The sequence below is a fragment of the Nonomuraea candida genome, from assembly GCF_000725485.1.
GTDB lineage: Bacteria > Actinomycetota > Actinomycetes > Streptosporangiales > Streptosporangiaceae > Nonomuraea > Nonomuraea candida.
Window position 1 is genome coordinate 1 of record NZ_JOAG01000099.1, and the last position, 13,739, is coordinate 13,739.

14 protein-coding genes are annotated in these 13,739 nt (G+C 68.7%); 2 read left to right on the forward strand and 12 right to left on the reverse strand.

Going from position 1 to position 13,739, the window contains the following annotated elements; genetic code table 11:
* Nucleotides 1–93 precede the first annotated feature (93 nt).
* The gene (locus tag IO39_RS55570; RefSeq protein ID WP_043637337.1) at nt 94–483 is read right to left on the reverse strand and encodes a hypothetical protein; all 390 of its coding nucleotides are present in this window, start codon (nt 481–483) and stop codon (nt 94–96) included.
* A gap of 42 nt (nt 484–525) precedes the next feature.
* Between IO39_RS55570 and IO39_RS55575 the strand changes: the two genes are divergently transcribed.
* Nucleotides 526–894 carry a hypothetical protein gene (locus IO39_RS55575; protein WP_157549794.1) on the forward strand — a complete coding sequence of 123 codons (369 nt, stop codon included), beginning with the start codon at nt 526–528 and terminating at the stop codon, nt 892–894.
* Between the two features lie 293 nt (nt 895–1,187).
* Here the strand turns inward: IO39_RS55575 and IO39_RS42955 are convergent, their stop codons facing one another.
* Nucleotides 1,188–2,099 carry a tyrosine-type recombinase/integrase gene (locus IO39_RS42955; RefSeq protein WP_084774544.1) on the reverse strand — a complete coding sequence of 304 codons (912 nt, stop codon included), beginning with the start codon at nt 2,097–2,099 and terminating at the stop codon, nt 1,188–1,190.
* A 774-nt stretch (nt 2,100–2,873) separates the two neighbouring features.
* Between IO39_RS42955 and IO39_RS42960 the strand changes: the two genes are divergently transcribed.
* Nucleotides 2,874–3,356 (forward strand): hypothetical protein, encoded by a 483-nt coding sequence (locus IO39_RS42960; RefSeq protein ID WP_043637340.1) that lies wholly within the window; start codon nt 2,874–2,876, stop codon nt 3,354–3,356.
* A gap of 49 nt (nt 3,357–3,405) precedes the next feature.
* Here IO39_RS42960 and IO39_RS42965 read toward each other — a convergent pair whose 3' ends face one another.
* The 10 genes from IO39_RS42965 to IO39_RS43010 form a co-directional block, all read right to left on the reverse strand.
* The gene (locus IO39_RS42965; protein ID WP_157549796.1) at nt 3,406–6,081 is read right to left on the reverse strand and encodes a LamG-like jellyroll fold domain-containing protein; all 2,676 of its coding nucleotides are present in this window, start codon (nt 6,079–6,081) and stop codon (nt 3,406–3,408) included.
* A gap of 38 nt (nt 6,082–6,119) precedes the next feature.
* Nucleotides 6,120–6,815 carry a hypothetical protein gene (locus tag IO39_RS42970; RefSeq protein WP_157549798.1) on the reverse strand — a complete coding sequence of 232 codons (696 nt, stop codon included), beginning with the start codon at nt 6,813–6,815 and terminating at the stop codon, nt 6,120–6,122.
* Nucleotides 6,816–7,132: 317 nt separating this feature from the next.
* Entirely contained in the window at nt 7,133–9,220 is a 2,088-nt protein-coding gene (locus IO39_RS42975; RefSeq protein ID WP_169789224.1) for a DNRLRE domain-containing protein, read from the reverse strand.
* A 334-nt stretch (nt 9,221–9,554) separates the two neighbouring features.
* Nucleotides 9,555–10,331 carry a peptidoglycan recognition protein family protein gene (locus IO39_RS42980; protein ID WP_043637348.1) on the reverse strand — a complete coding sequence of 259 codons (777 nt, stop codon included), beginning with the start codon at nt 10,329–10,331 and terminating at the stop codon, nt 9,555–9,557.
* A gap of 133 nt (nt 10,332–10,464) precedes the next feature.
* The gene (locus tag IO39_RS42985; RefSeq protein WP_043637350.1) at nt 10,465–10,650 is read right to left on the reverse strand and encodes a hypothetical protein; all 186 of its coding nucleotides are present in this window, start codon (nt 10,648–10,650) and stop codon (nt 10,465–10,467) included.
* On the reverse strand, nt 10,647–11,276 hold the full coding sequence (locus IO39_RS42990; RefSeq protein WP_043637353.1) for a hypothetical protein: 630 nt from the start codon (nt 11,274–11,276) through the stop codon (nt 10,647–10,649). Before IO39_RS42990 ends, IO39_RS42985 begins: the two co-directional genes overlap by 4 nt.
* Nucleotides 11,277–11,365: 89 nt before the next feature.
* Nucleotides 11,366–11,710: a hypothetical protein gene (locus tag IO39_RS42995; RefSeq protein ID WP_043637356.1), complete on the reverse strand. Its 345-nt coding sequence runs from the start codon at nt 11,708–11,710 to the stop codon at nt 11,366–11,368.
* Nucleotides 11,711–11,761: 51 nt separating this feature from the next.
* The gene (locus tag IO39_RS43000) at nt 11,762–12,037 is read right to left on the reverse strand and encodes a hypothetical protein (protein WP_043637360.1); all 276 of its coding nucleotides are present in this window, start codon (nt 12,035–12,037) and stop codon (nt 11,762–11,764) included.
* A 465-nt stretch (nt 12,038–12,502) separates the two neighbouring features.
* A complete protein-coding gene (locus tag IO39_RS43005; protein ID WP_043637363.1) occupies nt 12,503–13,039 on the reverse strand; it encodes a hypothetical protein in 537 nt (178 codons plus the stop codon).
* A 70-nt stretch (nt 13,040–13,109) separates the two neighbouring features.
* A complete protein-coding gene (locus IO39_RS43010) occupies nt 13,110–13,388 on the reverse strand; it encodes a hypothetical protein (RefSeq protein WP_043637368.1) in 279 nt (92 codons plus the stop codon).
* Between the last annotated feature and the right edge of the window lie 351 nt (nt 13,389–13,739).

A 13,739-nucleotide genomic window follows, 5' to 3' on the forward strand; every position in this document is an offset into this window, starting at 1 on the left:
AGGGCGTGCGGCTCAACCTTACCGGCGAGCCCCCGGCCCCCTCGCAGTTCCAAGGGGGGCCGGGGGATCGCTCCGTGCGATCTTGTACGTGAATCAGTGGCGGCTTACTGACGTGCGGGCGCGGCGGTTCTGCCAGACGCGCTGGACGTCGGCCACCAGGTCGAGCACGGCGGCGTCCTTGGTGGCCGGGTGCTTGCCGCGGCCGGTGTGCATGGCCAGGGTGCCGTTGCGGTGGTAGGCGTGCCAGCCATGGCCGCCCAGACGGCGGGTCACGGTGCCCAGCAGCTCGCCGGCGATGACGACCCAGTAGATCGGGACGTCGTCGGCGATGTCGCTCTTGATGACCTGGACGGCGTCGAGCTCGGCGTCGGTGTACCAGCGCGGCCGCCGGGCGGGGTCGGCCTCGGAGGTCCACGGCCGCACGACGTCGTCGTCGCCGGCGGGCTCCGGCGCCGGGCTCGGCGGCGCGGCCTGCTCCGCCACAGGTTCACGGTCGGCCCGTGGTCCCGTGTCCTCTGCGGTGCTGTGAAGCGTGACGGGCTCGGCGGGGGCGGCGGGCTCGGGTGGCCGAAGCGGCGGCGGGCGGTGTCGGGGTGCAGTGCCAGCTCCTGGCCGATCTGGTCCCAGGTGTGCCCAGCGGCGCGGCGGGCGGTGACGTGCGCGGCCAGCAGGTTCTCCACCAGGTCGGGCAGGGTACGCAGCGCGGCCGTCTGCCTGGCGCTGCCGGTGGGCGCGGTGACGACGTGCTGGGCGAGGGCGGCCAGGTGGGCGGCGCGCCGGCGCACGGCCTCCTCCAGCGCCTCCAGCTCGTCCTTGCCGGCCGGGGCGGGCCGGGTGACGGCGAACGGGTGCTCGATGCGCCAGGCGGCCTGGCGGCAGGCCCCGGAGCAGTAGCGGCGCCGGGGAGTGGCGCCGGCGGGCAGCTCCTTGCGACAGAAGGGGGAAGCGCACCGGCGTGCGCCTTCGGAGTGCGGGTGGTCGGTCGTCATCGCGTCCCTCCGGTGGGCCGTGACGGTCGGCGGATTCGCGTTCCGTCACACCGTGGCGTGACGGAGGCATTTCCGCCGCTCCGCTCGTTACGGTCCATGCTGCCACTGCCCCCGCTTATCGTCACGCGGTCACGGCAAATTTTCCGTATATCCGTGACGGTTACCGGAGCGGGGTTCCGTACATCATTGCCAGGGCCCTCACAGGCCGGTCACGGGGTTGTCGGTCCAGCGGTCGGCGTCCTCGACGTAGCCGAGCAAGGCGGTGGAGTTGTCGGCCCATCCGCCGTGGCGGCCGATGCGCTCCAGGTGGGTCCCGGCGCGGCGGGCGGCGGTGGCGAATCCGCGCCGCAGCGAGTGGCCGGTCCACTTGCCGCTCAGCCCGGCCGCCGTCGCCGCGCCGTTGACGACGTCGGTCACGCTCTCGGCGGTCAGGCGGCCGTGCGGGTCGCCGATCGGCCTGCCCTTGCGCGTCAGCGGGCGGGCCACGTGGCCGCCCTTGTCGATCCGGACGAACAGCGGGCCGGTGGTGCGCCCGGCGGCGGCCAAGCCCGCCAGGTAAGCGCGGACGGCCCGCACCGGGCAGGTGGCCGGCACCTTGCCGTACGGCACGGCCACCTCGGTGAACTTCTTGAGCTTGGGCCGGTAGACGGTGACGTCCAGGCCCTCCTCCGTCTCGGCGACGTCGGCGATGTCGAGGGCGACCAGCTCGCCGGCGCGGGCGGCGGTGGCGTAGCCGAGCAGGAACAGCACGGCGTCGCGCTGCCCGGCCAGGGTGGTGCGGTCGAGGGTGGCCAGCATCGCCCGCAGCGCGTCAGGGACGGCGGGGGCGGCCTTGCGGGCCTGGGCGGCCGGGTCCTTGGCCAGGGCGAGCCGGTGCCGGTAGCCGGTGAGGATGGTGCGGGCGGCCTTGGTCTCCGGCTTGAGATGGCCGGCCAGCTCGTGCGTGGTGCGGATGGCGGCCATGGCGCGTTTGATGGGCGAGGGGGAGCGGAGCGTGCCGCGCCTGCCCGGGGTGACGGTCAGGTGCCGGACGTACTCGGCGAGCGTGGCGGCCGTGGCCGGGAGCGGGACCCGGCCGTTCTCCCGGCACCACGCGCTGAAGGCTTTCATGTCGGCGCTGTAGACGCGCCGGGTCGAGGCGGGGACCGCGTCGGTCAGCGCCTGGAGCGTCGCGTCGCTCAGCGCGAAGTCGACGGCCGTGTGCTCGGGCGGGCGGGCACCTCCAGGGCCGCCCGGGTGGCGGCGCCGCGGGGGGCAAGGGCCGTCATCCGGCTCCTTCCGATCATGATTTTTTGTTCTTGAGAAGGAACGTTATCAGGAGTAAAACGCGCAGGCCCTTGGCGCAGGCCCTTGGCGTAGGCCCGCCGGGCCCGCTTGGAGGCGCTATGTGCGCCGGGGTCGCTTCGGGCGGACTCGGGGCCCTGTCAATAGCGCAGCCGCGCTTCATGATGGCAAGGCCGTTTCGCTGACCTGCGGCGGAGCCGTGCACCACGGCGGCCGCGGAGGCCTCGCCGGCGACGAGCTCGACGCCGACGCCATCCCGTTGAGCTGCGGTATCGCCTATTGACACGACAACGGCTCCCCAGCATCGCTGGGGAGCCGTTGTGTTGCGCCGTGGAGGCTCGCAGCAGCCCCTACTCGGAATCGAGGGCCGGGGCGGGGTGGACCCAAGCCGTCGTTCAGAACCTTCACAACGCCTCCTGATGAACAGACGCCCCAAAAGCTCCAAACGTTGACAATTGGTAAGAGATCAGACGGTCCTTCGCTTCGCGCCTCTGCGCCGGCAACCGTTCTTCGGTTCAGTCGCAGCACGATCGCACGAAGGTCAGGCACGGAAGGTTGGTGTTAGGGTGACGCCGAGATCATCCACCATGAGGGAGACAGATGCCCAAGCTGATCGCGCGTATCGACGAGACCCTCAAGGTCGAGAGCTACAGCTTCATGATCATGGATGAGGATGGATCCAGGAACCTCCCGGACGACGCGCCCTCGATGGACGACCTCATACAGCGCTTACACAGCCCCGGCGTGTGGTTCGTGGCCGCGGCCAACCTCGCCTTTGTGGAGAGCGCGGACGACTGGCACGTGGTCGAGGTGGCGCTGGAGAAGTGGGACGAGGAGCCGCCCGCCGATGCCGAGAACTGGGCGCTGACCTGCACGGCGGAGCTGTTCGCCAGTTCCGGGCGTCTGGCCCTCGTTCAGACGCTGGGCAACCGCGCGCCGAAGGTGCTGGATCTCGGGGAGACGGCTCAAGTTTGGGCCGTCCGCGCGAGCCGACGGCCCGGGCCGGGCAGGCGTAAGGTCGGGCAGAAACCGCCCACCGGCATCGAGGCGTATCGCTTCCAGTTCTGGTCGCAGCGCCGTTGAAGACAGTGAGGTTCCGACCAGCGGGCCGGAACCTCACTGTCAGGGTTCATCAGGGTTGTGGGTTGAGGAGTTTCTCGGCGGAGTCGTACAGCCGTACGAAGAACGCGTCCTGCGACAGCACGCGGTCATGGACGTAGAAACGGCCCAGTCCACCCACGGACAGGTCGCCCCAAGATCTGTTCTCGCCGGCCGGGATGAGTTTCACCGTCATGTTGAATCTCGCCGGGTTCGACGGATACGAGGAGCAACACGGATCAGTCGGCGGCGTCTTCGTCCACCAGACCCAGGCGCCCTCGTACGTGCTGGCGAAGGGGAACTCGTCGCACTGCTCGACCGTGGAGGTCCAGGGCACGTTGTCGCTGTTCTTCCAGCTCGCCTTGATCTGGCGGGCGCAAATGCTCACCGATCGGTTTCTGTTGCGGTCGATGCGGTTGTCGTCACGGAGCCGGTGCAGCGGGTTGAGCTTGGAGAACCCGGGGAAGACCTTGTCCGGCGTCGTGACCTGCTTCGGCCACGTCAGGCGGTTCCCGCCCGGCTTGGGGTCGGTGGCGGACGGGTTGCTGAACGCCTTCGAGATGTGGTCGAAGGCGTTCGGGAACTGCGCCTGCCGCAGCTTGATCGACGGAACCAGATGGCGGAAGATGCAGCCCGATCCGTACCAGTTGATGTAGGACGCCGAGTCGCAGCGTACCGTCTGCTTCGGGCCCAGGTTGTTGTACTTCAGATTAGGCACGTGCGGGGCGCTCATCGTGAGCGCGAAGACGCATGTGGCGATGTTCTCGTTGGTCTTCGGCGTCCAGCCGCCCGCCGCAGGCTCTGGTGACTCGAACTTGAAGGTCACTGATCTGTCGTTCCAGTATTCCTCCTGCCCGGCGTAGACCTGCTGGTACTGGCCGCCCACGACCTGCTTGCAGGCGTTGTTGCTGGGAGATCCCGTCACGCTCATGCCCATCGTGAACGATTCGTTCTCGAAGCGGCTGCCCCGGTAGTTGTCGTCCACGTCGAGAACGTGAACGTCGAACTCGATCTCCCGGCTGCCCTGGAAGGTCCGGCCGATGATCACGAGGTCGAAGGCCGCGATGTCGGTCTCCGTCATTCTGCCGTTGATCTTCTTCTCTATGACGACGGAGGGCTGGGCGCTGATGCAGTACGCGAAGTGGTTCTTCGTGTAGCCCAGGGGGTTCTTGCCCAGCGGATTGCGCGCCGTCTTGGCCTCGTACAGGCTCAGCGGCTTGGCGAGGCACTCATTGGTATCCTTGATCCGGTCGTAGACGTAGTTGTTGGCGGCGGTGGCCTGGGTGACCGCGCCGGTGCTCCTCATCTTTGAAGGCGTGGAAACCGGCCCGGAGGAGCTGGCGATGCCCGCGCTCTGCGCCACCTCGTTCGCGGGAAGCGCCCGGCTGTGGATCCAGAGCTCATCGAGGTCTCCCAGCATCTGAGCGCCGAGAGCCGTGACGGCCTCGGACTGCCAGCTCGCGAAACCGAGCGTCTCAGACCCGAGGAGTTGACCGTTCAGGTAGAGCGACACCTTCTTGGTCGCCGCGTCGTACACGCCGGCCAGGTGGAACCATTGATTCACGGGCGGCTCGACACCGGACTTCACCCCTTCGACCGTCGCGCCAGCCTGGTCGGCTGCGGTGAAGGTGAACACGAGTCCATCACCCGGTGTGTTGCCCAGGCGGAACGGCGCCTGGTGGCCGCCCCGCTGCTCGACCACGCTGTAGTCGCCGTCCTTGTCGCTCCACCGCAACCACGCGGTGACGGTGAAGCTGCGGTCGGTGTTCAGCACGGGCGCGCTGGTCTGGGCAAGGGGTTCCTCGCCGGCCTGGATGAGGTCGATCTTGAGCTTCTGCCAGGCGGACCACCCGGCGGTCACCTGACCTGCCGTGGCCCTGGCCCGCCAGCGGACCAGCCAGCTATCGGTCAGCTCGCCGTCGGGAACGGTGACGCTTGTCCGCATGCCGGAGGCGACGTCGTCCACGGCGCCTGCCCAGATCTGGCCGGTGCCCTGGCCTGCGGGGGCTGACGGGTCGTGTTCCACTTCGAACTCGACCCGTGATGACGTGCCGGCGGGATTGGTGACGACCGCGCTGACTGTGGGGGTCAGCGACTTCGTCGCCGTGATCCCGTCCACGGTCCTGGCCGGAGCGACCTGCAGACCGTCCACCGCCGGCTTGGGCAGGTCGATGGTGAGTTGCTGCCAGTCGGACCAGCCGGAGGCCGTGGTGGTGGAGGAGGCGCGTACGCGCCAGCGGACGATCCAGCCGTCCTGGCCTGCGGGGGCTGACGGGTCGTGTTCCACTTCGAACTCGGCCTTGAGCGCGTCACCACGCGGGTCGGTGACGGTGGCCCGCAGCGCGGGGGTGAGCGAGGACGTGACCGTCTTGTCGTTCACCGTCTGGGCCGGCGTGACCTGCAGTTCTTGCACCGCGGGCGCGGATTCCGGCCGCTTGACGGTGAGCTGCTGCCAGTCCGACCATGGCGAGGCGAACTGGCCGGCGAGGGAGCGGGCGCGCCAGCGCACGACCCAGCCATCGGTCAGCGTGCCGGCCGGAACGGCCAGCGATCCCTGCGTGCCGGCCGCCACGCCGTCCACGCCGCCGGTCCAGATCTGGCCGGTGCCCTGGCCTGCGGGGGCTGACGGGTCGTGTTCCACTTCGAACTCGGCCCGCAGCGTTCCACCGGGCGCGTAGGTCACCTGCGTGTGCAGGGTCGGTGTGAGCACCGTGGTCACCCTCGCGCCATCGACCACCTGCGAAGGAGTCACCTGCAACTCACCCACGCCCGGCTTTTGCCGGCGGGGACGTTCACCGTTGCAGCGCTGCCGGAGGCCACACCGCTCAGCGCGGCGGTCCAGATCTGGCCGCTGCCCTGACCCTGGGGGGCCGCCGGGTCATGCTCGACCTCGAACTCCAAGCGGGAAGCCGCGGCCTGGGGATGGGCGACCACCACGCGTAGTTCCGGGGTGGTCGAGGAGGTCACCGTGACTCCGGCGTCGCTCTGGGAGGGAATGACCTGTGGCTGGCTGATCGCCGGGTCCTTCGCGGGATCGAAGACGTCGATCGTGAACTTCTGCCAGGCGCTCCAGGACGGGGTCGAGCCTGGAGTGGTGGCCTTGACGCGGAACTCGTAGGCGGTCTGGTCGGACAGTTCACCGGCCGGCACCGTCACCGACGCCTGCCTTCCGGAGGCCACGTTCGCCGCCGTGCCCGACCAGATCACGACATCGTCCACGTAGCGGGCCACCTCGACCGCCACGGTGGAAGCACCGCCGAGGGGGTCGGTCACCCGGGCCAGCAAGGTCGGAGTCAGCGAGGTGGTGACCGCGACGCCGTCCACGATCTCGGACGGAGTGACCTGGAACTGGTCCACCACCGCTTCAGGGACGTCGGCGGTGAAGTACTGCCATGCCGACCAGGCGGGTGTCGAGCCGGGCGTCGTGGCTCTTTGACGCGCCATTCGTATCGCGTTCCGTCCAGCAGCTTGCCGGTTGGCACCGTGAATGAGGCTTGCGTTCCGGAGGTCACGTTGGTCGCCGTGCCTGACCAGATCACGACGTCGTCCACGTAGCGGGCCACCTCGACCGCCACGGTGGAAGCGCCGCCGAGGGGGTCGGTCACTCGGGCCAGCAGCGTCGGAGTCAGTGAGGAGCTGACGATCGCGTTGTTGACCACCTGCGACGGAGTGACCTGGAACTGGTCCACCACCGCTTCAGGGACGTCGGCGGTGAAGTACTGCCATGCCGACCAGGCGGGTGTCGAGCCGGGCGTCGTGGCTTAACGGATACCGTCGATCAGGACGCCCGTGCCGACCTTGACCGAAGCCTGAGAGCCGGAGGCCACATTCGCTGCAGAGCCCGACCAGACCACGACGTCGTCGGAGTACCGCGCAACCTGGAACTCGACGTTCGAGGCGCTGCCCGCCGACTCGGTCACCGTGGCCTTCAACGTCGGCGTCAAGGACGATGTGACGACGGTGCCGTTGACCACCTGGGAGGGATCCACAGTGAGACCGCTCACCGCCGTCGCGGCCTCGACGGCTGCCGGCGGTGCGGCGGTGGTGGACGTGCCGTTCAAGTGCGCGTCGAGCAGGCCGGTGCTCTTCCTCACTTGCGGGCTGGCGGGAGGCAGATTCGTCACGGCCTTGCCATTCTTGCCGGCCGTCCATGCCGTGGTCTCGTTCAGCATCGCATCGTAGGCGTTCTCTGAGGCGTCGGCGGCGGTTCTCCCCGTACCCTCGTCGAAGTGCCACTCTCCTGCGATCGCCGCCTCCGGCGGTGTGTCATACGGCGGCATGTTGGGGTCCACCTCGGCCGTGGCCTGCTCGGGCGACATGCCTTCCGGGTCGCGGAGGTTGGCCAGGTCCGCCTCGCTGATCGTGCCCTCGGCCTGTGCTGTGGCAGCGGCCTGTTCCGGCGTGACCGCGGCTGGGGGCAGCGGGGAGTCGGTGAGGTTGCTCCTGTAGTCCGCCAGGGTGTCGGACGTGATGGGCGCGTCCCTCGGAAGGCCCCAATAGACGGTGGCCTCGGTGATAGCCGGCTCGTAACCGATGACGAGCTTGGGACCGTGGGAGCCGTCGAAGTTCTCCCCCCACTCGTTGGAGCGGTACGCGCGCCAGTTGGTCCGCTCGCCCTCACTGCCGGAGGTGAGCTGGAAGCCGTAGTTCGGCTCGCCGTTCGCCCATTCCTGGACGATGTCGTTGACGTAGTGGTACAGATCCCACTCGTAGTCCATGTATCCGCGCGAGCATCCCGGTAGGTAGGCGCCAGGCTCGTTGTCGGAGCCGGTGCTGGTGACCCTCGGCTGGTTGCTCCACGTCAGGGTGGACACGTCCCAGCGCTGGGTGACGCGGCGGGCGGTGATTCCGGAGCCAACGACGTCGCCGCAGTCATTGGAGGAGATGTTCCAGAGAATGAGGTCGGCGTTCTTCACCCGTCCGCCTCGTAGTGGGGAGTCCTCTGGGATCTCGTCGAACCGGATGTAGGTACGCCAGGTCACCGTGCCGTCGTTGGTCTTGCCGGCCTGGAGGTGGTAGGCGCCGCTGTTGGCGTAGCCGTTTTGGTAGGAGGAGTTGTTGATGAACGTGTCGTTGCCGACGGGCAGTTCGGTCCAGTCCGTGGACGCGCTCATGAGGGTCACCGGGTAGGTGACTGCCGAGTCGGAGAGGAAGTCCTGGTCGGGGTTGAGTACTACGACCTCGCGGTCACCGTCCTTCTCCAGGGTGGTGGCGACCTTGCCCACCCGGCCCTCCTCGCCGATGGCGAGGTTCACGCCGGCGTCCACCATGTAGGGCGTCGGCAGCGGCTTGTCATTCTTGGCGTCGCGACCGGTGCTGTCACGAAGGACCAGGCCGCCGTTGCCGTTCTTCTTGTACGAGAGCTTCGCTGGCAGCTCGACCGGCACCTTCAGCCGCAGAGGCTGAGTGGGGCGCTGCCGGATGACGATCTCCTGCCGGAAACCCGTCGACGTCGCGGTGACGACCAGGTCGATGCCTGGACCGTACGCGTCGGCATATTGCGCGCGGTTGCCGGACAAACGCGGGACGGGCAGCTTCTTCCCGGCGCGCAGCTTGAATTCCGAGCCGGCTTTTTCGCCTGCCATACTGAGCAACTGGTCGCCGCCACCGGAGGAGAGGACGAGTTGCGATTTGGTGGAACGCGGACGGATCACGCCGCCGTCAACGACGAGCGTAGTGTCCACCGGTTGCCAGGCGTCACCTTGTTTCACTCGTATCAGATCAGTATGGAGTTCGGTAACGAGAGTTTTGCCGTCAGTGTTCGCATAGGTGGTGGAGGTTTCGGTGTGCAGGCTCGGAATTACCACCTTGCGCCCCGTGCTCTTGGCCTCGGCCTGGGCCTTCTCCACCGGTGATGTCGGCTCCACGGGGGCGGCCGGCGTGCTGGGAGCGGGGGTGGGTTCCGCAATTGCCGGAACGGGGGCGAGAATGGATGCGGCTACGGATAAAGATATAGTCGCCACTAACAGTAATCGTAAGCGGGCACGCGAAAAGCGTCGGGACATTGGGGTTTCCTTCCGACTGGCGATTCTGCGAAGTCAGGCGAATCTTAACGTTCTCTTTATGTCCCCACAAGATCAAGACAACGTAGCGGTGATTACAGAGAGCTACTTTGGGGCTGGTCACCAGACACACCGACCCGAGCGGAGGGGCCTCAGAGGTAGGAGAGGGCGGCGGCGAAGTTCACTTGCTGGCCGCCTTCTGGCCGGCCTGCCACGTGGTCTTGTCCACGGTGCCGGTGACGAGGACCTTCAGCTTGGACTGGGCCTTCTTGGTCGCCTCGGTGGAGCCGAGACCGTACAGGCCGTCCACGTCCACGTCGTAGCCCAGCTCGTTGAGGATGGCCTGCCATGCCTCGACGTCGGCGCCCTTCATCATGGCCTTGCCCTTGGTGTAGACGAGCGTCCGCGACCAGGAGACGGGCTTGGCCGGCTCGCCGTTCACCTCGGCCTTGACCATGGCGAGGAAGCGGTCCCAGGGGAAGACGGCGCCGGGGTCGGTGTGGGAGCCGGTGCCCGGGTACGCCCTGGTGACGTCGACGTGGGCGCAGAACCCCTTGTGGCCGGCGCGCACCTGGGCGGGGGTGAGGTGCCGGATCGGGATGTCGTACTTCTTCACCCAGGCCGCGGCGACCTTAGCGGCGTTTTTGAGGGTGGCCAGGCTGAATGCGTCGAGCCACTGGGCGCGGGTCTGTCGGGCGTAGCCGGTCAGCTCGATGTGCAGGCCGGAGGCGTTGGCGTTCGGCGCGGCCCATGCGGTGTCGTTGTCGTCCACGCACCGCACGCTGCTGTTGGAGTCCACGCACACGTGCGCGGAGGTCTTGGGGCTGCTGGTGGCGAACCAGTTGGCGACCGCCTCGGCCGTGGTGGGCTTCTCCGGGGCCTCCATGGAGTGCATGACGATCAGCTTGATCGGGCTCACGCGGCCGTTGTGGTAGTAGCGGGCCTGGATCTTCTTCATCGCTCCCCCGTGACGGGTCGGTGTTGGTCGCCGGGGAGGATGCCGGGTTGAGGCCTTAACGTCGCGCGAGCCTGCTCACGGGCATGGCGACGGCCGCCACCCGGGCGGGGTGGCGGCCGTCGTGACCGGGGGGCTAGTAGGGGCGGTTGGCGAGGTCGCTCTTGGAGGTGAGGCGGGCGCGGGCGACGACGGTGAGCCCGCGCTGCGCGGCTTCGGCCTCCAGCTCTTGAAGGCCCTTGTCGGTGAAGACGTGGCCGAACACCTCGTAGGCGCCGGAGGCGTGGTCTTGGACGATGATGACCTGCTTGCCGTTGCTCACTGGGCGGTCTCTCTCTTCACGATGCGGACGTTGCTGATCACGTCCTCGCGGTCGTCGTCCGGCGCGGAGAAGTCGGCACGGTCGAGTTCGTCGTACCAGTCCATGTTGTCGCGCAGGAACCGGCGCACCGCGTGCCGGTCGTCGCGAATCTCCTCCGGCACGATGATGCGGGTGGTCACGTCGTAGACGCGGGTCTCCTCGAAGTCGAACTCGACGGTGAGGGCGATGTGGCCGGGCTCCGGCATCTCCTCGTCCAGCAGCTCGGCCTTGTACGCCTCCGTGTCGTGCAGCCGCCAGAACTCGATGTGGGCGATCGTCTCCGGCTGGTCAGGGTCGTGGACGTCGTCGTCCAGGCCGCTGCTGTACCAGTAGGTGGCCGCGCGGCTGTGGTGCTCGTTGAGGGTGTGGAGCAGGGTCTCGATGATGTCGTCGGTGAAGTCGCTGCCGGTCCAGTTCTCGCGCGGTACGTCGTCCGCGATGACCTTGCGGAGCGTGTACGCCTCCAGGCTGGTGGCGCCGTCCGGGGCGGCGTCGGGGGTCTCGGTGACCTCCCACCGGATGCCGGTGGGGGTCATGGTGTTGAGGGCGGTGATCAGCGGGAGGAAGACGGCTACGGCGTTGGTCATGTGGGGCTCCAAGGGGTGTGGGGCCCGCCCGGCGAGGGCGGGCCCGTCGTCACAGGTAAGTGTTCGCGGCCTGGTCGAGTGCGGGTGGGCTAGTTGTCGGGGCCGGCGGGCCGGGCGGACGCGGTGAGGCTGGTCTGGCCGGGGTGGCGGGGGCGGGTGGCCTCGATGCTGCGGGGGTTCCATGCGGGCACGTCGATGTCGATGACCTTGCCGCAGGCGAGGCAGACGTACAGGCTGTCGAGGTTGGTGCCCTCGGGCAGGGTGGCCAGGTGGGGCTCGTTGGGCAGGAACTCGAAACCGCTGCTGTGGGGGTCGTTGTTGCACGGTGCGGCGCAGCGAAGCCAGTCGTACCGGTCGATGACGACGGTCGGGTAGTCGCTGCCTTCGCGCCAGCTGTGGACGCGGGTGGGGATGATGATCTCGGGGTGGCTCATCGCGGTCTCTCCGGGGGTGGGGCCCGCCCCGGGCGGGGCGGGCCGGGAGGGCTAGTTGGCCGAGAGGGCGGCGAAGAAGTCGTCCACGTTCGGCGGGATGGCGGCGGGCACCTTGGCCTCGACGGCGATCCGGGTCAGGCCGATCATGCGGGCGCGGTTGGCGGCGAGAGTGCGGACCACCTCGACGGGGGCGAACTGCCACGAGCCGGGCAGGTCCTCCTCGTGAACGATTTCGGCCATGACGGCGTTGACGTCGTCCTCGATGCTGATCTCGGAGGTGCACCACACCTTGTGGTCGTCGATCTCCTCGCACTCCTCGCACGGCACCAGGTCGGGGAACGCCTTGCCGTACCGCTCCTCGGCCCTGGCCTTGATGCCGCCGAAGTCGAGGCGGGGGGCGCTGCCATAAGGGCACTTTGTGAGCCAGCCGCGGAGGGCCCTGACCGAGAAGACGGGCGCGAGGGGGGCAGGATCTTGTGCTCCTCCATGCCCTCGGTGGCGAGTCCGGCGCGGGTGGCGGCGTCGCGGTAGGCGTCGGCGGCGTGGCCGATCAGCTCGGCCATCTGGCCGTAGCGGGCGGGGACGGCCGGGATCGCCTCGGCGAGGGCGGCGTACTCGCGGGCGTGCATGTAGCGGGCGGCGATCTCGGCGAGCGGGGTCATGATGTGTGGCCTCCTGGGGCTGTGGTTTTTTCCTGTGAGCCCGGAGAGTCGCAGCCCCCGTGCTCACAAGAAAAGTGTAGGACAGATTTATTAAATGGGCAAGTGGGAGGCCCTAGAAGATCGGCCGGTTCTACACCAGGACGGCGGCCGGCATGCAGTGGAGCCTGGCCAGTCTGCGCGCTCCCGCCCGCAAGCTCGCCGAGTAGCCGACCGGGTCGGGGACATGGTCGGTGAACACGCGCACGCGCCCCTCACGGACCTGCTCGACGGTGCCGCCCCAGGACGGGCCGATCAGCCGCCAGCGCGGCCTGTCAGCGCCGGCCTCGCGGCAGTACACGAGCGGCCGGAGCGCCTCGCCGCGCGCCTCCTGGTCGAGCAGGAGGGTCAGCGCCCTGGCGGCCATGCGCGCCTCGACCAGGTCCGGCCACGCGGCCACGTCGGCAACTCCGGGCGTCTTGGCGCTCCAGCGAAAGGTCAGGAACGGCGTCCACTCCAGCGCCACGGCCGCGATGCACGCGGTGCCGTCCCGGCCGCCGCCCGTCTCGATCACCACGGCGGGGGCCGGCGGGTCGAGCAGTTCCGGCGGCATGGCGCTGCTCGGGATATCGAGGAGCGTCCCTGGGGTGACGGCGCTGGGGCCGGCGGCCGGGCTGGTGGTGATGCTCATGGTGCTCCGATCAGGGGTAGGTGGGGTGGAGTCGCTCCCGGCCGTGCTGGCGGCCGGGAGTGCACAGGGGTCAGTGCTCGTCGTCCAGGTCGAGGCGGCGGACGGGTACGCCGTGGTGCTTGGCGAGCATGCGCGCCCCGGCCGTGTATCGGGTGACGGTGCCGATGGGCTCGGGCTCGTGGTCGGCGTACACGACGATGCGGCCGCTGTGCGAGTTGAGGGTGCCGCCCCAGGTGGGTCCGATTACGCGACGTGTCCCGAGCGCGGGGACGTACGCGATGGTGGCGGTGGTGCGGTTCTCGCCCTCGTGGTGGCTGTTGTAGGTGTCGGCCAGGGTGCGGGTTGCCATGAAGGCTTCGCTGTGAGTCGCCCAGCAGGCGATATCGACGGCCTGGGCGGTCTCGGCGTCCCAGCGGAGGGGACAGGAACGACGCGTTGTGGATGGGCGCCACCGCGATGTAGGTGTCGGCGTGGCCGTCGCGCCACCGTTCGATGATGACGGCGTCCACCGGTTCGGGGTTGATGGCGGCGGGCAGCGCTTCGGCGGGGATGCGGATCACGTGGCCCCATGCCGCGTGCGGGATGGGGCCACCGGGGCGGGGCGTCCAGAGGATCGAGGTGGTCAGGATGCCGCTGGCGGTGCGGACGGGGACGATGGCGGGCATTTTGATGCTCCTTGCTGGGTGGGAGGGATGTCGGT

Coding starts and splice junctions, on each gene's coding strand:
- IO39_RS42955 (WP_084774544.1), bottom strand. CDS start 2,099: ATGAAAGCCTTCAGCGCGTGGTGCCGGGAGAACGGCCGGGTCCCGCTC.
- IO39_RS42960 (WP_043637340.1), top strand. CDS start 2,874: ATGCCCAAGCTGATCGCGCGTATCGACGAGACCCTCAAGGTCGAGAGC.
- IO39_RS42970 (WP_157549798.1), bottom strand. CDS start 6,815: ATGGCGCGTCAAAGAGCCACGACGCCCGGCTCGACACCCGCCTGGTCG.
- IO39_RS42980 (WP_043637348.1), bottom strand. CDS start 10,331: ATGAAGAAGATCCAGGCCCGCTACTACCACAACGGCCGCGTGAGCCCG.
- IO39_RS42990 (WP_043637353.1), bottom strand. CDS start 11,276: ATGACCAACGCCGTAGCCGTCTTCCTCCCGCTGATCACCGCCCTCAAC.
- IO39_RS42995 (WP_043637356.1), bottom strand. CDS start 11,710: ATGAGCCACCCCGAGATCATCATCCCCACCCGCGTCCACAGCTGGCGC.
- IO39_RS43005 (WP_043637363.1), bottom strand. CDS start 13,039: ATGAGCATCACCACCAGCCCGGCCGCCGGCCCCAGCGCCGTCACCCCA.
- IO39_RS43010 (WP_043637368.1), bottom strand. CDS start 13,388: ATGGCAACCCGCACCCTGGCCGACACCTACAACAGCCACCACGAGGGC.